This window comes from Pelagibacterium xiamenense, assembly GCF_021166475.1.
Classification (GTDB): Bacteria; Pseudomonadota; Alphaproteobacteria; order Rhizobiales; family Devosiaceae; genus Pelagibacterium; species Pelagibacterium xiamenense.
Map to the genome: position 1 here is coordinate 1,185,757 of NZ_JAJOYS010000001.1, position 24,927 is coordinate 1,210,683.

Consider the following 24,927-nt stretch of genomic DNA (forward strand, 5'->3'; position numbering starts at 1 on the left):
CCTAGAACCCGATCGCCGCGAAGAAGACCGCAAAAAGGCCGTCCGCGACGATGACGAGGAAGATCGCGCGCACCACCGAGGCGGTGGTGTGGCGCCCCAGCGATTCGGCGCTGCCGCGGACCTTGAAGCCCTCGTTCGCCGCAACGAGACCGATGATGACGGCCATGACCGGCGCCTTGATCAGCCCCACGAAAAGCGACTGGAAGGTGAGCGTGTCCTGCAGCCGGTCGAGGAAGGTCTCGAACGGGATGCCGCCATAGGTGAGGGCGACGACCGCCGCGCCGCCAAGCCCGGCGAGCGAGCCGACGAACGAAAGCACCGGCATGCCGATCAGGAGCGCGAGCATGCGCGGCAGGATGAGCGCCTGATAGGGGTCGACCCCCATGATCGCGAGCGCGTCGAGCTCTTCGCGCATGCGCATGGTGCCCAGTTCCGCGGTGATCGCCGAGCCCGACCGGCCGGCGATCATGATCGCCGCGAGCAGGAGCCCGACCTCGCGCAGCATCAGGATGGCGGCGAGGTCCACCACGTAGATCCCGACGCCGAAATTGTTGAGCTGGAGGATCGATTGCTGCGTGATGATCGCACCCACGACGAGCGAGATCAGCACCACGATGGGCACCGCGCGGAACACGATGAGGTCGAACTGGTTGATAAAGGCGGTGAAGCGGAACCGCGCCTTGAGCGAGAGGGTCGCCGCCGCGGCCCCGATTGTTTGGCCCAGGACCGCGTGAATGCGGAAAATGTCCCCCAGCGCGTTGGCGCTCATGTGCCCCAGCCCGTCAAGCGGCGCCAGATACCAGGGCGGTCCCCGGCGCGGGGTCTTGACGTGGGGGCCCACTTCGTTGACCCGGTCGAGGAGCGCCGCGTGGGCTTCGGTGGCCTCGGCGATTTCTACGGTGCCGTCCTGGGAGAAGAGGTCGCGCTTGCGCGCGATCAGCCACGCGCCCACGGTGTCGAGCCCGGTGACGCGGTGGAGATCGAAGCGGACGGCGGGCGGGCTCGGACGGTCCTTGAACGCCGCTTCGATGCGGTTTTGCATCTGGCGCGCCCATTGCGCGGTCCACGAGCCCGAAAGGCTTGCGACAAGAACGCCATCGGCACTGGAAATGTCGATCACAGGTTCGTCCGTCGCCGCCATGCGCGCGCTACACCCTCCAACCCGACCGTTGCGATACGGTCAATGCTGGCAATCGTTTAGCATGTGGCGTTGCGATTGTCACAACATCAGAGGGCTTCCCAGACGTTCCGTCCACGATCATTGCAAGCGTGCATCGGTTTGCGATAACCCCTTGTCCGACGTCAGGATAACCAGCAGGAGCGCCGCACATGCAGTTCGTCAGGATCGATGACGCCGTTGTCCACTATCAGGTGATCGGGGCGGCGCCGGACAAGCCCGCCATCGTCTTCGCCAACGCGCTGGGCACCGATTTCCGCATCTGGCGCGACGTCATCGTGCGGCTGGCGGGAAAGTTCACCATCCTGACCTACGATATGCGCGGCCACGGCCTGTCGGACGCGGGCACGTCGCCGGTGACGATCGCCCGCCATGCAGAGGATCTGGCCTTCCTTATCGGGCATACCGGCATCGGGCGCGCGTTCGTGTGCGGGCTTTCGGTGGGCGGCATGGTTGCCCAGCAGCTTGCGCTTTCGCACCTCGAATTGGTGCGCGGGCTGATCCTGTGCGGGACCACGGCGCGGTTCGCCGATGCCGAGACCTGGGACGCGCGCATCGCGGCGGTCGAGGCGAACGGTATCGCCGCACTTGCCGACGCCACGCTCGAACGCTGGTTCACCGAAGCCTTCCGCGCGCCCGGCAATGACGAACTCGCGGGCTACCGCAACATGCTCACCCGCCAGCCGGCCAACGGCTATATCGGCACCTGCGCGGCGTTGCGCGATGCCGACCTGCGCGCGGCGGTGATGGAAATTGCGGTACCGGCGCTGTGCGTTGCCGCCGACCACGACGGATCGACGCCGCCCGACGTTGTCGCGCAGTTGGCAAAGTCGATCCCCGGCGCGCGCTATGAAGTGCTCAAGGGCGCCGGGCATCTGATGTGCGTCGAGCAGGCCGAGATGCTGAGCGAAATGATCCAGGCGTTCACCGCGATGGTCGCCGAGGACAAGACGCTGAACTGACGGCGCCGGCCCTAGTGGAACGCGACCCGAGCTCCGGGTTGTCCGAACGCCCTGTTGTCTTCGTTGGCAAAGACGTAGGCGCCGCCTTCGATCTTGCCGATCAGCCCCTGAATCCAGTCATACGCGCACGAGGTGTTGTGCATCCAGAAGCTCAAAAGCGCTTCGACGTGCTGGGGCAGGGCATCCGAACCCGTCCATTGGGCCTGGCCCGACGCGTCGAGGACGGCGGTCTTGTGCTCGAAAAGGATGTCCCGCCGCTTGCGCAGATATTTAAGAACGGTTTCGCGCGGCAATGCCGACATGAAGACAATGCCCGCACAAAGGAAGTCCGGGCGCGGTTCGGGTTCGATCAGCGCCTTGGCCATGAGGCGCTGAAACTCCTCTTCCCCCGCTTCGGTCATTTCGTAGTCCGTTCGGGCCGGAACGGTTTCGGTCGCCTCGATCTCGATGGCGTGCAAAAAGCCGTCCTTCGAAAGCTGCCGAAGTGCGTGATAGATTGAGCCGGTTTTGGTGTTGGCCCATTTGTCGGCCTGCCAAGCCAACAAATCCTGACCAACCAGATAGCCATGAGCGCGCCGGTGTGCCCGGACAATGGCCAAAACCAGCAAACGTGTAGCCGACATAGGGTGAGGCCCCTCCCGATTCTAGCGGGTTTACGCCCCAGCCCACCCTCTCCTAGCTGTGGCGCGCACCTGTTGTGTCTGTTCTCCCAGACCCTGTTCCGGACCGATCCAGCCGGATTGGTCCGCTCATAGTGCAAAGTTTACTACATTTAACAGGACGATGAACAGCGCTCAAAGGCCGAAATCGCGGAATGTTCAACGCCTTAACCGCATTTCTCCACAAAGAATGATTTGTTTTAATTCTAAAGTCGCATACCGCGGACCGCTTTTCGGGTGCCCCGGGGGAACGCCGCGCGGGCGCGATGGGTTCAATATTGACTTTCCGGCGCGCCTGCGATCCTTGATCCGCAAGACCTCTCGCACAAGGACGAAAGCGATGGACGCCAATCCCGTACTCGCCACATTCACGCGCGGCAACTGGGTGGAAAACCGCCATCGGGGGGCGTTCTGCATTGCCGATGCGGGGGGCACGGTGATCGCGTCCGCCGGGGACATCGAACGGGAGATCTTCCCGCGCTCGGCGATAAAAGCGCTCCAGGCGCTGCCGATTTTCGAAACGGGGGCGGATCGGCGCTTTGCCATGGACGACGAGGCGCTGGCGCTTGTCTGCGCGTCCCACTACGGCGAGCCCGAGCACGTGCGCGTCGCGGCCGCGATGCTCGAGCGCGCGGGGCTGACGGCGGACGATCTCGAATGCGGCGCGCACCCGCCCACGAGCCCCGCCGCGCGCAAGGCGCTGAGGGCCGCCGGCGAGGCGCCGTCTGCGCTCCATAACAACTGCTCGGGCAAGCACGCGGGCATGCTGTCGGTCGCAAAGGCGCTCGGGATCGACACCAAGGGGTATGTGACGCGCGGGCACGAGGTGCAAAGGCGCGTGCGCGCGGCGGTGGAAGCGGTGCTCGAGACGCAGATGACCGAGCACAAATGCGGCACGGACGGCTGCTCGATCCCCACATGGGCGGCGCCGCTCAAAAGTTTTGCGCGCGGGTTCGCGCGCATGGCGACAGGGGAAGGACTGCCCGAAGGAATGGCGGCGGCGTCCCGGCGCCTCTTCGACGCGGCGACCGCGCATCCGTTCCTTATTGCCGGAACCGACGCGTTCGATACCGAGGCGATGGCGGCGTTCAAGGGGCGGCTGATGATCAAGATCGGCGCCGAGGGTGTCTTCTGCGGCGCGCTGCGCGACAAGGGGTTGGGCTTCGCGCTCAAATGCGACGACGGTAACCCCAAGGTGGCGACGGCAATGATCGCGGGCCTGCTCGCCGCTGTCGCGGAGCCGGATGCGGAAGCCGCGGCTGTGCTGGCGAAATTCTCGCGGCAGGTTTCGACCAATTGGCGCGGGATCGAGGTCGGAGCGCTCGAGGCGGCCGACGGCGTGCGGGTCGGGCTTTAGCCGCCTATTGCGGCGGCGGGGTTTGCGTTCCCGGCCCCTGCGCACTTGTTCGATCCGCTTTGCGCCCGCTATAGGTTGACGACGACAACGAGTGGGGAATCGGGCGACATGCTCAACGACACGGCGGTTTACCTCGGCACCAGCACCGGGCCCGAATATCTCGCGCTCGACAAGGCGAACCGCCACGGGCTCGTCACCGGCGCGACGGGGACGGGCAAGACGGTGACCATGCAGATCCTCGCAGAAGGGTTTTCGCGCGCCGGGGTGCCGGTCTTCTGCGCGGACATCAAGGGCGACGTCGCCGGGCTTGCGGTGGCCGGGGAGCCCAAGGATTTCCTCGCCGCGCGGGCCGAGAAGATCGGGTTTGCCGATTACGTTTTCGAGGGGTTCCCGACGATCTTGTGGGACCTGTTCGGGCGTCAGGGGCATCCCGTCAGGACGACGGTTTCGGAGATGGGACCGCTGCTCTTGTCGCGCATTCTCGATCTTAACGATACCCAGGAAGGGGTGTTGAACGCGGCGTTCGCGCTGGCCGACGACGAAGGGCTCTTGCTGCTCGACTTCAAGGATTTGCGCGCGCTGCTGGCCCATGTCGGGGAGCGCCGCAAGGAGCTTTCCACGCTCTATGGCAACATCTCGACGGCGACAATCGGCGCGATCCAGCGGGCGCTATTGGTCCTCGAACAGCAGGGGGCGGAGCATTTCTTCGGCGAGCGGGCGCTCGATATCGCCGACCTGATGCGGGTGGATGCGCAGGGGCGGGGGTATATCTCCATCCTCGCGGCGGACGAACTGATGCAGTCGCCGCGGCTTTATGCGGTGTTTCTCCTGTGGCTTCTCTCGGAGCTCTTCGAACAATTGCCCGAGGTCGGCGACCCGGAGAAGCCACGGCTCGTCTTCTTTTTCGAGGAAGCGCACCTGCTTTTCGACGAGGCGCCCAAGGTGCTGCTCGAAAAGATCGAGCAGGTGGTAAAGCTGGTGCGCTCGAAAGGCGTCGGGGTCTATTTCGTGACGCAGAACCCCATGGATGTGCCCGAGTCGGTGCTCGCGCAACTGGGCAATCGCATTCAGCACGCGCTGCGCGCCTATACGCCGAAAGAGCGCAAGGCCGTGCGCGCCGCCGCCGAGAGCTTCCGGCCCAACCCGGCGTTCTCGACCGAGGAGGCGATCACCCAGCTTGGGACCGGCGAGGCGCTGGTCTCGACGCTCGGGGAGAAGGGCGCACCCTCGGTCGTCGGGCGCACGCTCATCCGCCCGCCATCCTCGCGCATGGGGCCGCTGAGCGAAGCCGAGCGCGGCGCGGCCATGGCCCAAAGCCCTGTGGCGGGGAAATACGACGAAGCGGTGGATCGCAGCTCGGCCTATGAGGTTCTGGCCCAGCGCGCCGAACAGGCGGCGCGGGAGGCGGAGATCGCGGCGCTCGAAACCGCGAATGCGCGGCCGGCGCCGAGGCGCTCTTCGCGGCAGACGCCAATGGAGGCCGCGTTCAACCAGTTCGCGCGCACGGTCGCCCGGCAGGCGGGCAACGCGCTCGTGCGCGGTATTCTCGGCAGCCTCTCGCGCGGCCGGTAGGAGGAACTGATGGCGCAGGAGATGACCGTCGCGGTTTTTGCCGATGCGGGAGAAACCGAGTACGCGGCGCTCTATCGCGAGGTCGGCAAGCTCCTGCGCAACCGGCGCGTATCTGTGGTTCTGGCCGCCGCCGACGGGCGCTATCCGGCGGATATCGTCGCTGGCGCGGCGGGCGGGGAGGCGGCGGTCACGCTCGTTTGCGCCGAACCGGAGCGGCCCGCCGGGCTGCCGGATCGCGTCGCGGTCGAACCCGCCACCGACGCGCGCGACGCCGCCCGGTTCGCCGCTGAAGCCGCCGATGCGCTCATCGGGTTGCCGGGCGGGGTCGCGTCGGCGGCGGCGCTTTATCGGGCGTGGACCGACGTCGGCGGCCCGGCGAGCGGCAAGCCGGTGGGGCTCTTGAACCGCAAGAAGGCGTTCGAGATCGTCCGCGGATTTATTTCCGACGTGGCCGCTCCGGGGCTGGGGAGCACGGACCAGATGATCGTCTTCGCCGACGGCGTGGACGATTTGCTCGGGAAGCTCAAGCGGCTGGTTTAGCGCGCGCCGGGATGGCCCGTGTGCTATTCCGGCCGGGCCTCGATCTGGCGCTGGGCACGGTGAGCGGCGAGGGACACCACATTGTCGCCCCGGCGCTCGAAGGGGAGGTCGCGGCGGTCGCGTAGGGGGATGCGGCCGCGGCGTTCGGGGCCGGTGTAGGCGCCCTTGACCGTGATGTGGTCGGCAGGACCGTTGGCGATGCGCGCGCCGATGCGCTCCTTGAGATAGATCGGGCTCATGGGCTTGACGATCACTTCATCGATCCCCGCGGCGACGCAGTCGCGGCGCATGCCGGGGCTGATCGTGCGGCTCATGGCGATGATCTGCACGTGTTTCGAAATGACCATCTCGTCATTGCGGATGGAGTGTGCGAGCGAGGTGAGGCTGCCGTCTTCCAATGTGAAATCGGAAACCAGCATGGCAACCGGCGCGATCCGCATATAGGCGTTGAGCGACCGTGCATCGCGGAATTCGCGCACCCGCCAGTCGCGCCGGCTCCGCAGCGTCGCGCCCAGAATGGACGCCAGCGCCGGGCTGGACGACAAAACGGCGATGGTCGGCACGGATTCCGTCAAGATGCACCCCTTTTACCCCATGTTTAATAAAGTCTTAACATGCATGGGGGCGAGTCGGAAGCCAACTGTCGCGCTTGTGAGGGCCGTCCACATGGGATTTCGGGGGCGACAAACGCAAATGCCCCGCCTGCGGGGTGCAGGCGGGGCACGCGATACCGTTCTGACCTGGAGGGGTTACGAAGCGGCTTCGAAGAGTTCTTCCACGTATTCCCAGTTCACGAGGTTGTCGAACCAGGCTTCGAGGTATTTCGGGCGGGCGTTGCGGTAGTCGATATAGTAGGAGTGCTCCCACACATCGACGCCCAGAAGCGGCACGCCGCCATGAACCAGCGGGTTTTCGCCGTTCGGGGTCTTGGTGACCTCGAGCTTGCCGTCCTTGAGGGTCAGCCAGGCCCAGCCCGAGCCGAACTGGCCGGCGCCGGCGGCGAGGAAGTCGGCGCGGAACTTGTCGAAGCCGCCAAGGTCGCTATCGACAGCGGCCTGCAGCTTGCCCGGGAGCGAGCTGCCGCCGCCATTGGGCTTCATCCAGTTCCAGAAATGGATGTGGTTGTAGTGCTGGCCGGCATTGTTGAAGAGGCCCTGGTTCTTGCCGTAGCTCTCCTTGACGATGTCCTCGAGATCCTTGCCCTCGAGGCCCGAGCCTTCGAGGAGCTTCGACCCGTTCGTCACATAGGCCTGATGGTGCTTGTCGTGGTGATATTCGAGCGTTTCGGCCGACATATAGGGCCCAAGCGCGTCATAGGCATAGGGGAGATCGGGAAGGGAAAAGCTCATGGATGGCCTCCTGTCTGGATGACGTCAAAGACGTATGAAATCAGTGCCTGGCAAATTTACCAAGTGAATACTTTTTATATATCCGCTTGTGTGTGACGCTGCAATGTCGGGCCGGGAGAAAACTATGCTAACCCCACGCATTTGAGCGCAAAGGCATAGGTGATCGCGGTTTCCTTGATCCGCTCGAAGCGGCCCGATGCCCCGCCATGCCCGGCGCCCATGTTGGTTCGCAGGTACAATGCGTTCCCGTCGGTCTTGGTTGCACGCAGTTTCGCGACCCATTTTGCCGGTTCCCAATAGGTGACGCGCGGGTCCGTGAGCCCGGCGAGCGCGAGGATGGGCGGGTAGTCCATGGCCGCGACATTGTCGTAGGGCGAATAAGATGCGATGCGGTCGTAGGCTTCCTTCGAGGCGATGGGGTTACCCCATTCGGGCCATTCGGGCGGGGTCAAAGGCAGCGTGTCGTCGAGCATGGTGTTGAGCACATCGACGAAGGGGACGATGGCCATCACGCCGGCCCAGAGGTCGGGCCGCATGTTCGCGACAGCGCCCATGAGCATGCCGCCGGCCGAGCCGCCCTCGGCGACGAGCCGGCCCTTGGCGGTATACCCCTTTTCGATCAGCATTTCGGCGGCGGCGATGAAATCGGTGAAGGTGTTGGCCTTGTGCTCGGCGCGGCCGGCCTTGTACCAGCGATAGCCCTTGTCCATGCCGCCGCGGATGTGGGCGACGGCGTATACGAAGCCGCGGTCGACCAGCGACAGCGTCGAGACCGAGAAGCCCGCCGGGATCGAATGCCCGTACGAGCCATAGCCGTATAGAAGGCAAGGTGCGGAGCCGTCGAGGTTCAGGCCCTTGCGGTAAAGGAGGGTGACGGGCACCTCCTCGCCGTCGGCGGCTTTGGCGAAGAGCCGCCTGGTTTCGTAAAGCGCGGGATCGTGGCCCGAGGGCACCTCCTGCTGCTTGCGCAGGGTGCGCTCGCCGGTTTCGAGGTCCATGTCGAAGACCTGCGCTGGGGTCGTGGGCGAGGAATAGGAGAATCGGATCGTCGCGGTGTCGAACTCGTAACCCGGAATGAGACCGAGCGAATAGGCCTCCTCGGGGAAGGCGATGGTCTCTTCCTCATCCGTGCGCAGATCGCGGACGACGATGCGGGGGAGACCGTCCTTGCGTTCGAGGCGGATGAGGTGGTTGGCGAGCACTTCCATGTCGAGGATGAGCGTGCCCGGTTGGTGCGGGACGAGGTCGGTCCAGTTGGCAACGCCCGGATCGGCGACCGGCGCGGTCGCAATCTTGAAGTCCTCGGCCTCGTTGTCGTTGGTGAGGATATAGAGTGTGCCGTCGCGCTCCTCGAGGGAATACTCGGTGTTCTCGTGGCGCGGCTCGACGAGAGACGGTGCGCCGCCCTTGTCCGCGTCGATCAGCCAGACCTCGGAGGTCTGGTGATCGTGCGCGGAAATGGTGATGAAGCGGCGCGACTGGGTGAGCCCGACGCCGACGAAAAAGCCCGGGTCCTTTTCCTCGTAGACGATGGCGTCGTCGGCTTGCGCGGTGCCGAGGACGTGGCGGCGGACGCGGAAGGGGCGGTGGTTTTCGTCGAGCTCGACATAATAGAACGCCGTGCCGTCATTGGCCCAGAGCGCGCCCGAGCCGGCCTTTTCGATAATCTCTTCGCGGTCCTTGCCGGTGGCGACGTCGCGGATGTGGATGGTGTAGTATTCCGATCCGTTCCGGTCCGCCGCCCAGGCGATCATCGTGTGGTCCGGCGCATGCTCGGCGCCGCCGAAACCGAAATAGCCCTCGCCCGCTTCGGCATTGCAATCGAGGAGGATGGTTTCGTCTCCGCCTTCGCGTGCCGTGCGGCAGATCAGCGGATACTGGTCGCCCTCGCGGGTGCGCGAATAATAGGCGAAGGGGCCATCGGGCGCGGGGACTGAGCTGTCGTCCTCTTTGATGCGGCCACGGATTTCCGCGTAGATCTTTTCCTGCAGCGCCTTGGTGGGGGCGCCGAATTCGCTCTCGTACCAGGCGTTTTCCGCTTCGAGATAGTCGCGGATGTCCTGCGGGAGCGTCGCTGGATCGGCCATCACCTCGCGCCAGTTGTCCGCGCGCAGCCAGGCATAGGGGTCTTGCCGGGTGACGCCGTGGCGGGTGTCGGAGAAAGGGCGCTGGGCGGCGATGGGGGGCATGGGGTGTCCTGAAATAGATGACGGGTTGGTGCGTCGGCCATACGTCGAATACCCCCCACCCGTCCTCCCCCGCAAGGGGGGAGGTGCTTCGCTGGAGCCGGAGGTTATCCCTCCGGCTTGAAATCCAGCGCCAGCCCGTTGGTGCAGTAGCGCTGGCCGGTGGGGGCGGGGCCGTCGGGGAAGACGTGGCCCAGATGCGCGTCGCAATTGGCGCAGCGGATCTCGGTGCGGCGCATGAAATGGCTGCGGTCGTCGATCTCCTTGATGACGTCGTCCGAGACGGGCTGGAAGAAACTCGGCCAGCCCGAGCCGGAATCGTATTTGGCCTCCGAGGTGAACAGCGCCGTGCCGCAACACACGCAATAATAGGTGCCGTCCCGCTTTTCGAGATTATAGGGATGCGAGAAGGCCCGCTCGGTGCCGTGCTCCCGGGTGACGTGATACTGCTCCGGCGTCAATTTATCGCGCCACTCGGCATTGGAAGTTTTGGTCGCTTCGGTCATGGTGCGTTTCGCCTTTTGTGAATGTGTTGTTCATTATTATAGCGTTTGTCTGCGATATGGTGTTCACAACTCCTTGCAGCAATCCCATGTTCCAGCCCGGCTGGACCGGTTTCGGTTGAGCTTGCCGAAAGGGACGCTAGTCTTTGCGCGCTGATTCTTTTTCCGGTGGCTGTGGACATCGGAGGTGCGGTTTTTTGGTTTGGATGGTCCGGGGGCTGAGTTGGGTCCAAGTCTCGATTTTTCGATTGCGCTGATTGCTGTCGCGCCATTTCTTGCGGCCCTCGTCGCGCCCTGGATCAAGTCTTTCACCGGTGCGCTCGCCGGCTGGGTTCTCGCCATCGTTCCCGCTGCCATATTCGCGCTGCTGCTCACCTTTGTTACTCCGGTCGCCGAAAATACCGTCGTCAAGGCGGCGCTCCCGTGGATTCCCTCCTACGGCATTAGCTTTTCGTTTTTCATCGACGGGCTGAGCCTGATGTTCGGGCTGCTGATCTCCGGGATCGGCACGTTCATCGTGATCTATTCGGGCGGCTATCTCGCCGGGCATCCGCATCAGGGGCGGTTCTTTTCCTACATGCTGATGTTCATGGGCTCGATGCTCGGGCTCGTGCTCGCCGACAACATCTTCACGCTCTTCGTCTTCTGGGAGCTGACCTCGATCACATCGTTCCTCCTGATCGGGTTCGACCACTCGCGCCAGGCCGCGCGGCGCGCCGCGATCCAGGCGCTGGTGGTGACCGGGGCGGGCGGGCTGGCCCTGCTCGCGGGGCTGATCCTGATGTCGGTGGCAAGCGGCGAAAACAGCCTCACTGGCCTCCTGACGCAGGCCGGAACGATGCAGGAGCAGCCGGTCTATCTTCTGGCGCTCATCCTCGTGCTCATCGGCGCGTTTGCGAAATCGGCGCAGGTGCCGTTCCATTTCTGGTTGCCCAACGCGATGGAGGCCCCGACGCCGGTGTCGGCCTATCTGCACTCGGCGACGATGGTGAAGGCCGGTGTCTATCTGATCGCGCGGATGAGCCCGGTTCTGGGCGGGACGCCCGAATGGTTCTGGATCCTCACCCTCTTCGGCGGGCTGACGCTCCTGTGGGGCGGCGTGCTGGCGGTGCGGCAGACGGACTTAAAGCAGATCCTCGCCTATACGACGCTCGGTTCGCTGGGGCTTCTGGTGATGCTTTTAGGCTTCGGCACCAAGGAAGCGGTCCTGGGGGCGATCCTTTATCTTTGCGCGCACTCGTTCTTTAAAGGCGGGCTTTTCATGGTTGCCGGCGCCATCGATCACGGCACCGGCACGCGCGATATCACCGCGCTCGGGGGCTTGCGCGAACACCTGCCGGTGACGTTCATCGCAGCGGTCCTCGGGGCGTTCTCGATGGCCGGTTTTCCCATCGCGCTCGGCTTCCTTGCCAAGGAAGAGATGTATCTTGCGCTGGTACACGGCCTCTGGCCCGACCTGTTCTTCCTCGCGGTCCTCATTGCCGGCAATGCGCTGATGATGGCGGCGGGCATCCTGATTGCCACAAAGCCGTTCCTCGGACCCCTGAAACCCACCCCGCATGAGCCGCATGAGGGCGGGCTTCCGTTGTGGATCGGGCCGGTGATACTCGGGGTCATGGGCGTTTCCGCCGGGCTTTTCACCGACTGGATCAACCATTACGCGCTCAATCCCATAGGCGGGTCGGTCACCAACCACGCCGTCGACGCGCACATCCATCTCGCCTTCGATCTCGCCAATCCCGCGGTCTGGGCCTCGCTCGCGACCTGGGCGCTGGGGGCGGCGATCATTTGGCAGGCCGACGCGGTGCGCAGTGCGGTACGCCGGACGGGGCAGGCGATCGGATGGACGTTCGACATCGGCTTCGATGCGCTGATGTTCGGGCTGATCCGGTTTGCCGACCGGGTGACCCGCACGCTCCATCACGGCCGGCTCGAATGGTATATCCTCCTGCTGTTCTCGGTGCTCGCGGTGGTCCTTTATGCCCCGATGCTCATCACCGGAACGGCGCCGCGCATGGCTGAATTCCCCGTGCTGAGCTTTTACGAATGGGGGGCGATCCTCATTGCGGCGGCGGGGCTCATCGCCATCCTGCTCCTGCGCACCCGGCTGACCGCGATCGTGGCACTCGGTATCCAGGGGTTCGCGGTTGCGCTCATCTTCCTGCTGTTCGGCGCGCCGGACCTGGCGTTCACCCAGTTTATGGTCGAAACGCTCTCCGTCGTGATCCTGGCGCTGGTGATGACGCGGCTGCATCTCGACGCCCGCGATCCGCGCGAGTTCGAGGTTGCGCTGCGTGACGGCGCGGTGGCGGTCGCGGCGGCGACCGGGTTCGCGGTGGTGCTTTTGAGCGTCCTGCAACTCGATCTCGACCTGTCGCTCACCGAGTTCTTCAACGAAACGAGCCGGCCCCTCGCGCATGGCCGCAACATCGTCAACGTCATCCTCGTCGACTACCGCGCCATCGATACTCTGGGCGAGATTTCGGTCGTCATGGCTGCCGGCATCGCGATCATGGCGCTTGTCCGGCTCAAGGGCGGTGACGGAGATACCCCGCGCGGCATTTCCCGCCCGACCGAGCGCAGGAGGACATAGTGAATACCGTCATCTTCCGGACGGCGGCACCGATACTTGCCGCGCTCATGATCATGTTCTCGATATTCGTGCTCCTGCGCGGGCACAACGAGCCCGGCGGCGGATTTATCGGCGGGCTCATCGGGGCGTCGGGCATTGCCATTTACGGCATCGCCTGCGGCGTCGATGCCGCACGCAGGGCGCTCAAGGTGCACCCGATTTCGCTTGCCGGCCTGGGCGTTTTCCTTGCGGCCTTGAGCGGCTTTCTTTCGCTGCCGGCGGCCGTTCCGTTCCTGACGGGGCTCTGGGCGACGTTCTATGTCGAGGGTGCGGAGATTTCGCTTTCAACGCCGATGATGTTCGATATCGGGGTCTATTTCGTCGTGGTGGGGGCCGTGGGCACCATCGCGCTGACGCTCGAGGGCGGGGAGGACGACTGATGGAAACAGCGCTTGTCGGGCTGATCGCCCTGTTCTTTGCCGTTTCGCTCTATCTGCTCTTGTCCAAATCCATCATCCGGATGCTGCTGGGCGTTGCCATTCTGGGCAATGCGGTGAACCTCCTGATCTTCACAACGGGTCGGCTGACGGCAGAAATACCGCCCATTGTGCCCGAAGACGCCTATGCGCCGATCCAGGGATCGGCCAACCCGCTGCCGCAGGCACTGATCCTCACCGCCATCGTGATCGGCTTTGCGATGTTCGCCTTCCTTCTGGTGCTGGGCTACCGCGCTTACCAGGCGCTCGACGCCGACAACACCGACAACATGCGCCTCGCCGAACCCGAGGATGCGCCGCGCCCACCGTTGAGCTACTAGGTAAAGAACAAGAATGGCGACCGCCGCGACTAGCTACGACGCACTCAACCTGCCCCCCGCGATGATCGAGGGCGCGACCGCTCCGGCCGACTGGATCGTCGTCTGGCCCGTGGCGCTGGCGCTGTTCGGCGCCGGGCTTCTGGTGATGCTGCGCAACCAGCGGCCGCTGCAATCGGTCTTTGCGGGGCTGATCGTGCTGGCGATCATCGTTTCGAACGTCTATTTGCTGCTGCGCGTCTTTGAGGCCGGCCCGCTCGCCATGACCATGGGCAAGTGGCTGCCGCCCTTTGGCATCACGTTCGTCGCCGACATGACCGGGGCGCTTTTCGCGCTCTCCGCCTCGGTCGCCGCTTTCATCGTCGTCATCTTCGCCAAGGTCGAACTCGACGGGCGCGAATACAGGTTCGGGTTCTACCCGCTTTTGCTGCTGCTCCTGTGCGGGGTGAGCGGGTCGTTCCTCACAGGGGACATCTTCAACCTTTATGTGTGGTTCGAGGTGATGCTGATCGCGTCCTTCGGGCTTCTGATCCTGGGCGGGCGCCGCATCCAGATCGATGGCGCGGTGAAGTACGGGTTCCTCAATTTTCTGGCCACAGCGCTCTTTCTGATCGCCATCGCCTATCTTTACGGGATCACCGGCACGCTCAACATGGCCGACATCGCGCGCAAATCCGCCGAGGCGCCGGTGGGGCCGCTGCTGACCGCGTCCGGGCTGTTCCTTTTCGCGTTCGGGGTCAAGGCGGCGGCGTTTCCCGCCAATGCCTGGCTGCCCGCGGCCTATCACACCCCGGCGGTGGCCGTTTCAGCGCTTTTTGGCGGCCTTCTGACCAAGGTCGGCGCCTACGCCGCCTATCGCGTGCTGGTGCTGATGCTGCCGGCAGGCAGGGATATGCTCGAGCCGGTCATTCTGGCCGTCGCGGTGGCAACCATGATCCTCGGGCCGCTGGGCGCGCTGGCGCAGACAAATCTGCGTCGGGCCATCGGCTTCCTCGTGATCGGGGGCATCGGCGTGCTTTTCGCGGGACTGACGCTGGGCACCCAGCACGGTATCGGCGGCGGCGTCATTTATGCGGTGCATTCGATCCTGACGCTGACGGCGTTCTATCTCGTCGGCGGGCTGGTCGAGCGCATGAGCGGGACGCAGGACATCCGATATATGGGCGGGATCTACACGGTCAACGCGCCGCTTTCGATCCTCTTCATCATCCTCGTATTCGCCATGGCCGGCCTGCCGCCCTTCCTCGGGCTGTGGCCGAAAATCCTGCTCGTCGAGGGTGGCGTGCGGGCCGGGGACTGGGTGATCGTCACGACCCTCCTGCTCAATTCGCTTCTGACGCTGATTGCGGCCAGCCGCCTCTGGGCGCATATTTTCTGGCGCAACGGCCATGAAGGCGCCCGATCCGAGCAGCCCAATGATACGCTGCGGCGGCTGACGTCCGACGAAGTCGGGCTCGGGCTTGCGCCGACGATCGCGCTTGTGGCGCTGATCGTGGTGCTCGGGTTCTTCCCCAACTGGCTGATCGAGGCGGGCGGCGTCGCGGCCATCGACTTGCTCGAGCCGGAACGCTACATCTCCGCCGTTTTCGCAGGAGTGCCGCAATCATGAATTTCGCCCTCCTCGTTCTGATCCTTGCCATCGTCTGGGGCGCTGTCACCGGCTCGTTCGGGATCATGAACCTGCTGCTGGGGCTCGGCGTCGCCGTCATAGCCCTGTTCTTCGTGCGTGACCGGGTGACCCGGCCGAACCTGCTACGCCGGATGTGGCGCATCGTTTCGCTGATCGGGCTGTTCCTTTACGAGCTCATGATGTCGGCGATCCGCGTCGCCGTTCTCGTCGCCGCCCCGGATATGGGCCGCAGGGTGCGCCCCGCGATCATCGCCTATCCGCTCACGGTGACCTCGGACGTGGAGATCACGCTTTTGTCCAGCCTGATCACGCTCACGCCGGGCACGCTGAGCGTCGACGTGTCCAAGGACCGCAAGACGCTTTATGTGCACGTGCTCGAACTGCACGACGAAAAAGAGACGATCCGATCCATCCGCACGGGCTTTGAGGCCAAGATCATTGAGGTATTCGAACCATGAGCGGTCCTGAATTCCTGCATCTGGCGACCACCATATCGCTCGGCCTTTTGACCGTGTCGCTGCTCTTGACGATGTACCGCATCGTCGTCGGCCCGTCCCTGCCGGACCGCATTCTGGCGCTCGATATGCTGGTTGCCGTGGTGATCGGCTATATCGTCGTCATCGCCATCCGCACCGGCTTCATGCTTTATCTCGACATCGCCATCGCGCTGGGGCTTGTGGGCTTTCTCTCGACGGTGGCCTTCGCGCGCTTCATCTATCAACGCTGGGAAATCTCGCGCAGCGCGCAAGAGGAATCACGCGAGGAGGCCCGGGAATGATTGCCGAACTGCTGTATTACATTGCCGGCCTGCTGCTGCTGATCGGCGCCGCGTTCAGCTTTCTCGCCGTGATCGGCATCCTGCGGTTGCCCGATCTTTATACCCGCGCGCACGCCGCCTCCAAGGCCGGAACCGTCGGCTCGGGGCTGACGCTGATCGCAATCGCACTGATTTCATTCGACGGCGCGGTGATTCTCCGCGCGCTGGTGGGCATCGTCTTTTTCATGCTCACCGCGCCGATCTCCGCTCATCTCCTGGCCCGGGCAGCCTATGTTGCCGGGTACAAACCCTGTGGAGAAACCGTATTTAACGCCCTCGAAAATCATGACGGCGATTCAAGTAAAGACTAGAGTGCGCTAAATTTCGCCAAGATGTATTGTGAAGCTTGAATCTGAGACTAAATAACCGTACACCAGACCAATTGGCCCAGACGCTTAAAAACCACCCTGCGTAAGCCAGTATGTCCCCAACTTGAAAGGGAATCGCAATGACCAACACGGTGGATGCGGAGCCCAAGGTCGATATCGACCTTGTAGAGTTCAGTACCGAAATCGTATCGGCTTATGTAAGCCACAATGCCATTAGCCCGACCGACCTTCCCAAGCTGATCGGCGATGTTCACGCAGCGCTCAAAGCACTGCACACCGAAGAGATTGCTCAGCCGGTAGAAGAAAAGAAGCCGGCAGTGCCTGTGCGCAAATCTGTGACGCCGGACTACATCATCTGTCTCGAAGACGGAAAGAAGTTCAAGTCGCTGAAGCGTCATCTGCGCACGCATTACAATCTTTCGCCGGAAGAATATCGCGAAAAATGGGGACTCCCGAGCGACTATCCCATGGTCGCGCCGAGCTATTCCGAGACGCGCTCGAAGCTCGCCAAGGTCAACGGCCTGGGCCGCAAGTCGGCCTGATCGCGCGCTGGAGGCGCGCCGCGCGCCTCGGGGACGACAGTATCGCATCAGCACGGATCCACTGATCAAGGCCGCCTTCGGGCGGCCTTTTTCGTGCACGATTAACGGCGCGGGTACCGAAGTTATCCCCGCCCCCACCTTCTCCCGTTATAGGAATTATGTCCTATATGTGAGAAGGTGGTCCTATGACGATCCGGCATACACGTTCCCAGACAGTTCAGGAGGCATCGGGTCTCCGTTATACCGGCGCGACCTCGCGGGGCCGCGACCGGCAGGTACGGCGGGCCTGCCGCAAGGTCGGCCGCCACGTCGCCGCCGCGCGCGGCGTGACGTTCGCCGAATTGCTCATGCCCAGCCGCTCGCGGGCGCCGGTCGCGGCGGCACGGCAGGTCGCGATGTATCTGTGTCACACGCTGCTGGGCGCGACGATGACCGAAGTCGGGCGCGCGTTCGGGCGGGACCGCAAGACGGTTTCGCATGCCTGCGCCGCGGTCGAAGACCTGCGCGACGACCGGGCGACGGACGAGGAGCTCCTGGCCCTCGAGCGCGTCATCGACGATGCCCTCATCGCCGCCCGTATCCATCCGGGCAAGCCCCGGGGGGCACGTCATGTCAGCCACTGAACGCCAGATGCGCTTCGTCCATGCGCTCCTGCGCGGCAGGCAGGAAACGGTCGCAACGCTTTCGGAGCGCGAACGGGCGGAACTGATCGACGCGGGGGTCGTCACCGAAGCCGGAGAGGGGCCGCGCGCCACGGCGGCGGCGCGCGAATGGCTGCGCCGGGCCCGGGCTGCAGGCGGCAGCGAGGCCGCTCAGCCGCCCGCTGGCGAACCGCTGCCGCTGCTCGCCGCCCTGGCACGCGCATCGGGCAGCCGCCCGGCCTTCCTTGCGCCGCACCATCTGGAGGCGGCGCGGCGGGTGCAGCGTCTGTTCGACAAGGCGCACCTCACGCCCCGAACGACAATGGCCTATAGCCCGATCGTGACCGGGGGCGCGCCCAACGGGCAAGCGAGCGCCGATATTACCGACATGGCTGCGTCCGCCCGCAAGGCGCTGGCGGCGCTCCACGCCCGGCTTCCCCGCGATTGCGCGGGGGTCGTTATCGACGTGTGCGGGTATGAAAAGGGGCTGCAGGCGGTCGAGACCGAACGCGGATGGCCCCGGCGTTCGGCCAAGCTGGTGCTGCGGATCGGGCTCGATCAGCTCGCGCGGCACTACGGGCTGGCCCCGGAGGTCAGCGGCCCGGATACCGCGCGGGTGAGCAAATGGAGAGAGGAGGGCGCGCGCCCGCGTGAGTTTTACTAGGCGCTGTCGGCGTACTGGGGGGCAGGGAGTATCCCGTCCGCCGCAGCGTCTAAGCCATCGCCATCGCGTCCGAGCGGATGCGCTTGACCATTGCGGTCAGCCCGTTCGAGCGCTGGGTGGAAAGGTGTTCGCGCAGCCCGATCTCGTCGAGCAACGGGATCGCGTCGGTCTCGGCAACATCCTTGGGCGTCCGGCCCGAATAGAGCGCGAGCAGGATGGCGACGAGGCCCTTGACGATGAGCGCGTCTGACTCCCCGCGATAGGTGAGCACCGTTTCTCCGTTCTGCGCGTGCGGTTCGGTGACGAGCCACACCTGGGACGCGCAGCCATGCACCTTGTTGGCGGCGCTGCGTTCGGCCTCGGCAAGCGGAGGCAACGCCTGGCCAAGCTCGATGACATAACGGTACCGGTCTTCCCAATCATCGAGAAAGGAAAGGTTTTCGGCGATTTCGTCGAATGCGGGTGTCGTCTTCATACGCTCTAGATAGAGCACTGCGCGCCGCAAAAAAAGGGCCGCACGCTCCGCTTCGTCGCGTATGTGCGGCCCCAAGAGCGAGCCGGCCGGCTGAGGTCCGACCGGGCCGGCCCGGGGAAGATCCTTTTAGCCCGCCCAGTCGGGGCGTTCGGGCGGCACGGGTGCCGTCCGCGGCGCGACCGCGGCGTCCATGAGCGCCGATGCGGCGGTGCCGGCAGAGGCGGTGGTCAGCGCAAGGGGGGCATCGTCCGTGCCCATGCTTTCGAGAACGCCGAGCGCAGCGGCGCGTCCCGCCGTGCATTCGAGCGAGCCACAGGGGAGACTGGAAATCCCCGCAGCGGCGATCTGCGGCGCGCTCTGGCCGACCGCCTGCGCCGCATTGCCGATATCGGCACCAGCGTGCGGCGCGAGCACCAGATAAGCGGCGGTGAGCCAGAAAGCCGAGCGAACGATAAACATTTTTCCGAACCATCCTTGCCCCGATAGAGAGGCGATGGGGCAAATCTAGCGCGCCCGCCGTAAAGCCGGTCTCGAAAAAACGCATAAAATTTTCATCAAATTTTCGATCAATTGCGCGCGTCCCGGTAAGGCCGGATTCAGCAAGGTTCTATTTACGCTAAGAGGAGAAACCGGCGCGATTCGACGCTCAAAACGGGGCTTGGGCGCCACTTCGGCCCGCGACTTAAGGGTGCATTAGGGCTTGGGATGGAACTGTGTCGCCAACCACAAGGACCGTCCCTTGGGATTCGGGCCAGGCGCCCGGAAAGTCGAGTAATTTCATGCGCAACCCTTTGAAATTCGCGGAGATCAGCGCGTTCCCGGCAGGCGTTCAGCTCGGGAATCGCTCCACGCGCAAGGGCCGCGAAACGCTCTTTTTTGCCGCATCGGGGTTGCTCGCGCTCGCCGCGATTGCCTATCCGTTCGCGCTTTACGCCCTGACCGTGGGGATCAGGCTGCCCTTCCTGCTCGCCAGCATCGCCATGGCCGGCGGCGGCGTCGCGCTGGCGCTCCACATGCACAAGCGCTACGCGATCGAGCGCGCCTGTCTCCTCGTGACGGCGGCGGCGCTCGGCCTGACGCTGACGCTCGCCGATCCGGACATTTTCGATTTCGGCCTCGCCGTTCTGATCGGCGCCGCGATCCTCGCGGTGCGCGAACGTTCGGCCGGCGCAACGGCGGCGCAGGGAGTGTGGGGAGGCGAGGGGGCCGAACGGCGCGCGTTTGCCGACTTCATCGAAAGCGTACCCGACGCGGTCGCCGGTTTTGGCGCCGACGGCACGCTGCGCTATCTTTCGCGCTCGACGAGCCGGTTGCTCGCCTGCCAGCGCTACGAACTGGACAATGGCGGCTTTTTCGAACGCATCCACGTGATGGACCGCCCCGCCTATATGGCCGCGATTTCGAGCGCCACGCGGCGCGGCAAGCCGGCGCACGCCGAAATGCGGATGCGCCGCGACAGCGATACGCCGGGCCGGTCGGCCCATTACGTGTGGATCGAAATCAGCCTATCGCCGGTCGGTGAAGCCGCGCCCGGCGCGAACGCCCGCGACGTCATCGGCGTCATGCGCGACATCACGGTCCGCAAGGACGCCGAGGGCGAGGCCGACAAAGCGCGCCGTGAGGCCGAGCAGGCCTCCGAGGCCAAATCGCGCTTCCTGGCGACGATCGGGCACGAACTGCGCACGCCGCTCAATGCCATTGTTGGGTTCTCGGACATGATGCAGGCGGGGATCGGCGGCACGCTCGCACCCGGGCACATGGAATATGCCGGGCACATCCGTCAGAGCGGGCTGCACCTGCTTGAAGTGGTCAACATGCTGCTCGACATGTCCAAGATCGAGGCGGGCAAGTTCGAGATCTCGACCGATCTTTTCGCGCCGGATGCACTTGTCGATCCGTGCATGCAGCTTGTCGAAAAGCAGGCCATCGACAAGGGCGTGACGCTCACGCGGGCAATGGCGCCGGGCCTTCCGCAGGTTGTCGCCGACGAACGCGCATGCCGTCAGATTCTCATCAACCTCCTCTCCAACGCCGTCAAGTTCAGCCACGAGGGCGGCGAGGTGCAACTGGCGATGCGCCGGCAGGGCAAGATGCTCGCGGTCGCGGTCTCGGACTCCGGGGTCGGCATGACGCCCGAAACGATCCGGCGTATCGGCGAGCCTTTCCTCCAGGAGCAGGGCGGTCTCTCGCGCCGCTACGAGGGCACGGGACTGGGACTTTCCATCGTCAAGGGGCTCGTCGGGCTCCATGACGGGCAGTTGCACGTCACCTCCGAGCCCGGGATCGGCACGACGGTTACCGTCCTCTTGCCGCTCGACGGACCCGAGCGCACGCGCAAGCCGCATTCCGCCGAAATCGCGGTCCTTCACACAGGAACCAGCCGCAGCGACGAAGACAAATGGCAACACGACGAAAGACAAAGCGCCGCAAGATGAACCAGACCTCGACAGCTTCGATGCCAATGGCGATTGGCAACGCTCTTTTTTCGCTTGTCGGACGGGGCGTCGCCTGGGGTGCGGGCAAGATGATGCACGCACCCATGACGTCGACCGGCGTGATCGTGGTGACGGGGCTTTCGATGATGGCGTCCGCCAACGCGCTGTTTTTGCAGGACGGGTACCATCCCGCGCCCATGTTCGGTGCGCCGGCGATCAGCCGCCCCGAGCCTGTCGAGCCGGTGATCGAGCGCCCCGCCGACCTTACGCCCGCGCCGCAGCCTGTCGCCGAACGCGCCAGCGCCCCGGACCAGCCGGTGCCGCAGGAGACAGCAACGGCACCCCAGACGCAGGAGGCGGACGCACCCGTACCCATCGGCAATGAGGACATTGCCGAGCTTCAGAGCAAGCTCAAGGCGATGGGGCTCTTCGACGGCGTGGTCGACGGCTATTACGGCCCCAAGACGGCGGATGCGATCCGGGCCTTTGAAGGCCGGGCCGGCCTGCCGCGCACCGGCGCGGCGACGCCAGAAGTGATGGAGGCCGTGCGCAACGCGCCCGCCACGACCTCCGAGGCGCCCGCAGCGCAGCCGCAGACAAGCGCCCAGCCGATGCCCGCGCCGGTCACATCCGAGCCCGCGGGACAGGATATCGCCGCGCTTATCGCCAGCAGCGAGACCGCGCCCGCACCGGCCGCATCCCAACAGGCCGAAGTCCCGCTTTTCGATCCGTCCACGTCTCGCCCGGCCGAGGCTGTTGCCCAAACGGCGGAGGCTCCGGCGGCCGACCCGGTGCCCGCGGCCCTCGACCGGGCGCTCGTGAGCACGGTTCAGCGCGGGCTCGCCCAACTGGGCTTCCTTCAGGCGCCGGTCGATGGCGTCGCCGGGGCAAGCACCGCCGAGGCGATCCGCAAATTCGAGATCTTCCATAATTACCGCACGACCGGCCAGGTCAGCCGCGACCTCGTCGACATGCTTGAAGCCGCTGGCGCGGACATATAAACCGGCCCTTCCTTTTTCTTCTCGACGAGGCGGCGATGCAGCGCCTGCGCAGCGACATCTGGTGCGCCGCATTCGTGCGGCGGCATAACGACCTGGGCCGCATGTGCGTCATCGCCCGGCGCGGCGATCCGGTCGCCGGGCAGATCTGGGTGGAGATCGATCACCTCAACGGCACGAGTTCGCTCTACGTCCCCGCGCCGAGCGCCACGAGCGACGGGCTCGACCGGGTGTTCCAGCGCCGTTACGGCGAAGTCGAACCTTTGACGATCCGGGAGCGGATCGCGCGCGAGGTCGAGTTCGATCCCGATCTGTGGGTTATTGCCCTGGATCTGCGCAATGGCGATCCGGGGCTTGAGGTCGTTGAAGGTTAGGGTGCGAGGCGGGCGGCTATCCCGCCCTGAGCGACCGCAGTTTGTCCAGAGTTTCGAGGGCGCGGTCGCCTGCGCCGCCCGAGCGCGGCTGCGCCGCAGGGCGCTCGGCAGTGCGGCGGCTGGGCTGCTGGAAGGCGGCGTATTCGGGCTTTGAAAGCTCGAACGGATTGACGTCACCACGCCAGGCGCTGAGCATATAGACCATCGCGGAGGGGGCAACGTCTTCGAAAAGCCGCGCGAAATGCGCAAGCTGCCGCGAACGGTCCGCGTCATGGCTGGTGGCGTGGATGAGCACCTTGAGCCCGTCATGTGCCGTGCACCCGAAGGCGCGCAGCACCACGAACAGCGCCGCGCCGCTGACGTCGTGGGAAATCTGGCCGCAGCGCACCTCGTCGAGCCCCGTGACCTGCGCCAGGAGCCGCGTGATCCTGGGGCGCTGGTTATGCGAAAAGAGCTTCATCAGGGCGCCGGTGAACTCGCCGGTCGCGACCGAGATGTGCTCGAACGTCGCCATCATCGGCGCCTGGGGCAACTGGCGTTTGGCGTAGGCCCCGATGACCGCGAGCCGCCCATCCTCGGGCAGATCGAAGAAGGCCTCGGTCAAAAGCGCGGCATCGAAATCCTCGCGCCGGCAAAGCGTCGCGGCGACGTCCTGGTCCATCTGCGCAGAGCGCGCCAGCGCCGTGAGATAGGCGCCGCGCGGGGCCAGCGCCGTGTTGGCGGCGAGCGCGCGATAGACCTTGCGGCTGTTGATGGGGAAGAGCCGCGCGAGCACGGCGTTCGAAAGGTCCGGCCGGCCCGCGATCGCGGCAATGACGTCGATCTCGCCCTTGTCGATGAGCCGCATCAGGACGTCTTCGGAAATGGCCTCGGCCTGCTGAATGTGCGGGATCAGCCCTGTCCCCAGATTCTCGAAAACGAGGATCTCGAGGTCGGGCGTCAAGCCGGGCGCGCTTGCAAGAATGCCCGCCGCCTTGGTGCGGGCCGACGGCATCGCGGTCGGGAACAGCCGCGCAGCCAGAGCCTCGAACTGCGCAACTTCCGCACTGAGCGGCCTGGGCCGCCGCGCAAAGGCGTCACATGCCGCCACGAGCAGCGTATTGGCACGCTCGACGCCGCCGGTCTCGATGAGCAACTGGAATGTTTCGTATGGCTGAAAGCCGATCATAGGGGCCGACTCAATATCGCGACTCTCTTGGTTGCCTCACTATTCATCATAATTCGTTAGCGGACTGTTAACCTTGATGAACTCTTAATGCGTTGTGCCAGTACGGGATGACCCGGTGATTTGCCGGGCGGATAGGAGAGGGTATCCGGCACTCCCGACCGGCTGCAAAGAAAGAGGCCAAAATGGGTATGCTGATCAGGTTCAGTCCCAGAACCGCGCGGCCCGTCCCCGCGCAATCGGCCCGGCGGGAACCGGCCAAAGTGCTGCTTTTCACCGGGATACGCTACGACCGGGGACCGGAAGCGGCGGGCAAGACGCCCGCACGGCCGCGAAGACGCAAGGGTTGAAGGTTGCATAGTCGCAGGTTCGGGGCCGCGCTCGCCGCGGTGGTGATTGCTGTTGGCCTGTCCGCCTGCGCACGGCCTGTGGGCGATTTCGGCCGCGCCAAGCCTAGCGTGCTCCATGACGAGATCATGCCGCAGATCGGAGATGGCCTCGCATCCTCACGCGGCGAGCCGGTTTCCGATTTCAACCTGACCGATGAGGAACGCGAGATGCACAACCGCGTCTGGCGCTTCCTTGTGGCCCCCCATACCCGCGACTGGTTTTACGATACCGCCGTCGAATTGCAGCGCACGCGGATTTCGGGGGCAACCGATACCCGGTTCTCGGCGGATCGCTACTACCACTATCTGCGGACGACCCAATACGTGTCCGCCGCCGTCCGCTACCGCACCGTTGCCAACGACATCACGCTCGACATCGCGACCCTGCCCACAACGTTCCAGTCGATCTGCGCGGTTATCGAGATCGACCGCCAGCGCGCCATCGCCGTTGCCAACGTTTCGCTTGCCGCGCCCGGCGCACCGGCGGAAGTCGCCGCCCGCAAGTGGGAGAACGACCAGCGCATCGCCTGGTTCACGCGCGCGCTCGAATACCGCTACCGCTCGTATTCGACGGCGCTCGACCGGCTGCTGGTCGAAACCCCCAACCCCGAGGCCCGTACGGTGGACGCGCTGCTTTCGCAGATGGAGCTCTTCGTGCGCCGCGCGCAGGCGGGGGATTTCTGCGCCGTCAACCCGGGCGGGTTCGTTTCCAAGGACGGCGGCATCCCCTCGCGGTACGAGACGATGATCCCGGAGCCGGCAATCCGGAAATAGCGT

At 64.9% G+C, this 24,927-nt stretch carries 27 protein-coding genes; 18 read left to right on the top strand and 9 right to left on the bottom strand.

Going from position 1 to position 24,927, the window contains the following annotated elements; genetic code table 11:
- Window position 1: 1 nt before the first annotated feature.
- On the bottom strand, window positions 2–1,141 hold the full coding sequence (locus LSG43_RS05825) for an MlaE family ABC transporter permease (protein ID WP_231801953.1): 1,140 nt from the start codon (window positions 1,139–1,141) through the stop codon (window positions 2–4).
- Between the two features lie 188 nt (window positions 1,142–1,329).
- Between LSG43_RS05825 and pcaD the strand changes: the two genes are divergently transcribed.
- Window positions 1,330–2,139, top strand: coding sequence for a 3-oxoadipate enol-lactonase (pcaD, locus tag LSG43_RS05830; RefSeq protein ID WP_231801955.1), 810 nt, complete (start codon window positions 1,330–1,332; stop codon window positions 2,137–2,139).
- A gap of 11 nt (window positions 2,140–2,150) precedes the next feature.
- Here pcaD and LSG43_RS05835 read toward each other — a convergent pair whose 3' ends face one another.
- Complete coding sequence (locus LSG43_RS05835; RefSeq protein ID WP_231801957.1) at window positions 2,151–2,762, bottom strand: PadR family transcriptional regulator; 612 nt, start codon at window positions 2,760–2,762, stop codon at window positions 2,151–2,153.
- A 376-nt stretch (window positions 2,763–3,138) separates the two neighbouring features.
- On the opposite strand from LSG43_RS05835, the gene LSG43_RS05840 reads away from it, so the two are divergent.
- From LSG43_RS05840 to LSG43_RS05850, 3 genes are all read left to right on the top strand, one after another.
- Entirely contained in the window at window positions 3,139–4,155 is a 1,017-nt protein-coding gene (locus LSG43_RS05840; RefSeq protein ID WP_231801959.1) for an asparaginase, read from the top strand.
- 108 nt (window positions 4,156–4,263) lie between these two features.
- Window positions 4,264–5,727, top strand: coding sequence for a helicase HerA-like C-terminal domain-containing protein (locus tag LSG43_RS05845; protein ID WP_231801961.1), 1,464 nt, complete (start codon window positions 4,264–4,266; stop codon window positions 5,725–5,727).
- A gap of 9 nt (window positions 5,728–5,736) precedes the next feature.
- Window positions 5,737–6,267 (top strand): hypothetical protein, encoded by a 531-nt coding sequence (locus LSG43_RS05850; RefSeq protein ID WP_231801963.1) that lies wholly within the window; start codon window positions 5,737–5,739, stop codon window positions 6,265–6,267.
- Window positions 6,268–6,290: 23 nt separating this feature from the next.
- On the opposite strand, the gene LSG43_RS05855 is transcribed toward LSG43_RS05850, so the two are convergent.
- The 4 genes from LSG43_RS05855 to msrB form a co-directional block, all read right to left on the bottom strand.
- Window positions 6,291–6,842: a response regulator gene (locus LSG43_RS05855; protein WP_231801965.1), complete on the bottom strand. Its 552-nt coding sequence runs from the start codon at window positions 6,840–6,842 to the stop codon at window positions 6,291–6,293.
- Window positions 6,843–7,016: 174 nt separating this feature from the next.
- On the bottom strand, window positions 7,017–7,616 hold the full coding sequence (locus LSG43_RS05860; RefSeq protein WP_231801967.1) for a superoxide dismutase: 600 nt from the start codon (window positions 7,614–7,616) through the stop codon (window positions 7,017–7,019).
- 122 nt (window positions 7,617–7,738) lie between these two features.
- Window positions 7,739–9,805 carry a S9 family peptidase gene (locus LSG43_RS05865; RefSeq protein WP_231801969.1) on the bottom strand — a complete coding sequence of 689 codons (2,067 nt, stop codon included), beginning with the start codon at window positions 9,803–9,805 and terminating at the stop codon, window positions 7,739–7,741.
- Window positions 9,806–9,909: 104 nt separating this feature from the next.
- Window positions 9,910–10,308 (bottom strand): peptide-methionine (R)-S-oxide reductase MsrB, encoded by a 399-nt coding sequence (msrB, locus tag LSG43_RS05870; protein WP_231801971.1) that lies wholly within the window; start codon window positions 10,306–10,308, stop codon window positions 9,910–9,912.
- A gap of 220 nt (window positions 10,309–10,528) precedes the next feature.
- Between msrB and LSG43_RS05875 the strand changes: the two genes are divergently transcribed.
- From LSG43_RS05875 to LSG43_RS05920, 10 genes are all read left to right on the top strand, one after another.
- Window positions 10,529–12,898 carry a putative monovalent cation/H+ antiporter subunit A gene (locus LSG43_RS05875; RefSeq protein WP_231801973.1) on the top strand — a complete coding sequence of 790 codons (2,370 nt, stop codon included), beginning with the start codon at window positions 10,529–10,531 and terminating at the stop codon, window positions 12,896–12,898.
- Complete coding sequence (locus LSG43_RS05880) at window positions 12,898–13,317, top strand: Na+/H+ antiporter subunit B (RefSeq protein WP_231801975.1); 420 nt, start codon at window positions 12,898–12,900, stop codon at window positions 13,315–13,317. Before LSG43_RS05875 ends, LSG43_RS05880 begins: the two co-directional genes overlap by 1 nt.
- Window positions 13,317–13,694: a Na+/H+ antiporter subunit C gene (locus LSG43_RS05885; protein ID WP_231801977.1), complete on the top strand. Its 378-nt coding sequence runs from the start codon at window positions 13,317–13,319 to the stop codon at window positions 13,692–13,694. The genes LSG43_RS05880 and LSG43_RS05885 overlap by 1 nt, the downstream gene beginning before the upstream one ends.
- Window positions 13,695–13,707: 13 nt before the next feature.
- Window positions 13,708–15,300, top strand: a complete 1,593-nt coding sequence (locus LSG43_RS05890; protein ID WP_231801979.1) for a proton-conducting transporter transmembrane domain-containing protein — start codon at window positions 13,708–13,710, stop codon at window positions 15,298–15,300.
- Window positions 15,297–15,779, top strand: a complete 483-nt coding sequence (locus tag LSG43_RS05895; RefSeq protein WP_231801981.1) for a Na+/H+ antiporter subunit E — start codon at window positions 15,297–15,299, stop codon at window positions 15,777–15,779. Before LSG43_RS05890 ends, LSG43_RS05895 begins: the two co-directional genes overlap by 4 nt.
- Window positions 15,776–16,099 carry a cation:proton antiporter gene (locus LSG43_RS05900; protein ID WP_231801983.1) on the top strand — a complete coding sequence of 108 codons (324 nt, stop codon included), beginning with the start codon at window positions 15,776–15,778 and terminating at the stop codon, window positions 16,097–16,099. Before LSG43_RS05895 ends, LSG43_RS05900 begins: the two co-directional genes overlap by 4 nt.
- Window positions 16,096–16,449, top strand: coding sequence for a monovalent cation/H(+) antiporter subunit G (mnhG, locus tag LSG43_RS05905; RefSeq protein ID WP_231801985.1), 354 nt, complete (start codon window positions 16,096–16,098; stop codon window positions 16,447–16,449). Before LSG43_RS05900 ends, mnhG begins: the two co-directional genes overlap by 4 nt.
- 137 nt (window positions 16,450–16,586) lie before the next feature.
- Window positions 16,587–17,009, top strand: a complete 423-nt coding sequence (locus tag LSG43_RS05910) for a Ros/MucR family transcriptional regulator (protein ID WP_231801987.1) — start codon at window positions 16,587–16,589, stop codon at window positions 17,007–17,009.
- A gap of 185 nt (window positions 17,010–17,194) precedes the next feature.
- Window positions 17,195–17,632 carry a helix-turn-helix domain-containing protein gene (locus tag LSG43_RS05915; RefSeq protein ID WP_231801989.1) on the top strand — a complete coding sequence of 146 codons (438 nt, stop codon included), beginning with the start codon at window positions 17,195–17,197 and terminating at the stop codon, window positions 17,630–17,632.
- Window positions 17,619–18,314 carry a DUF6456 domain-containing protein gene (locus LSG43_RS05920; RefSeq protein WP_231801991.1) on the top strand — a complete coding sequence of 232 codons (696 nt, stop codon included), beginning with the start codon at window positions 17,619–17,621 and terminating at the stop codon, window positions 18,312–18,314. Before LSG43_RS05915 ends, LSG43_RS05920 begins: the two co-directional genes overlap by 14 nt.
- A 49-nt stretch (window positions 18,315–18,363) precedes the next feature.
- On the opposite strand, the gene LSG43_RS05925 is transcribed toward LSG43_RS05920, so the two are convergent.
- Window positions 18,364–18,789 carry a SufE family protein gene (locus LSG43_RS05925; RefSeq protein ID WP_231801993.1) on the bottom strand — a complete coding sequence of 142 codons (426 nt, stop codon included), beginning with the start codon at window positions 18,787–18,789 and terminating at the stop codon, window positions 18,364–18,366.
- Between the two features lie 126 nt (window positions 18,790–18,915).
- Window positions 18,916–19,248, bottom strand: coding sequence for a hypothetical protein (locus LSG43_RS05930; protein ID WP_231801995.1), 333 nt, complete (start codon window positions 19,246–19,248; stop codon window positions 18,916–18,918).
- Window positions 19,249–19,568: 320 nt separating this feature from the next.
- Here LSG43_RS05930 and LSG43_RS05935 point away from each other — a divergent pair, with 320 nt between their 5' ends.
- Genes LSG43_RS05935 through LSG43_RS05945 form a run of 3 tightly spaced genes read left to right on the top strand, consistent with a single transcriptional unit; the run spans window position 19,569 to window position 22,596 of the window.
- Window positions 19,569–21,224, top strand: a complete 1,656-nt coding sequence (locus LSG43_RS05935) for a PAS domain-containing sensor histidine kinase (protein ID WP_231801997.1) — start codon at window positions 19,569–19,571, stop codon at window positions 21,222–21,224.
- A complete protein-coding gene (locus tag LSG43_RS05940; protein ID WP_231801999.1) occupies window positions 21,221–22,225 on the top strand; it encodes a peptidoglycan-binding domain-containing protein in 1,005 nt (334 codons plus the stop codon). Before LSG43_RS05935 ends, LSG43_RS05940 begins: the two co-directional genes overlap by 4 nt.
- A 35-nt stretch (window positions 22,226–22,260) precedes the next feature.
- Window positions 22,261–22,596, top strand: a complete 336-nt coding sequence (locus LSG43_RS05945; RefSeq protein WP_231802001.1) for a DUF1491 family protein — start codon at window positions 22,261–22,263, stop codon at window positions 22,594–22,596.
- A gap of 16 nt (window positions 22,597–22,612) precedes the next feature.
- Here the strand turns inward: LSG43_RS05945 and LSG43_RS05950 are convergent, their stop codons facing one another.
- Complete coding sequence (locus LSG43_RS05950) at window positions 22,613–23,764, bottom strand: DUF2336 domain-containing protein (RefSeq protein ID WP_231802003.1); 1,152 nt, start codon at window positions 23,762–23,764, stop codon at window positions 22,613–22,615.
- Window positions 23,765–24,114: 350 nt separating this feature from the next.
- On the opposite strand from LSG43_RS05950, the gene LSG43_RS05955 reads away from it, so the two are divergent.
- Window positions 24,115–24,924 carry a hypothetical protein gene (locus LSG43_RS05955; RefSeq protein WP_231802005.1) on the top strand — a complete coding sequence of 270 codons (810 nt, stop codon included), beginning with the start codon at window positions 24,115–24,117 and terminating at the stop codon, window positions 24,922–24,924.
- Window positions 24,925–24,927: the final 3 nt, after the last annotated feature.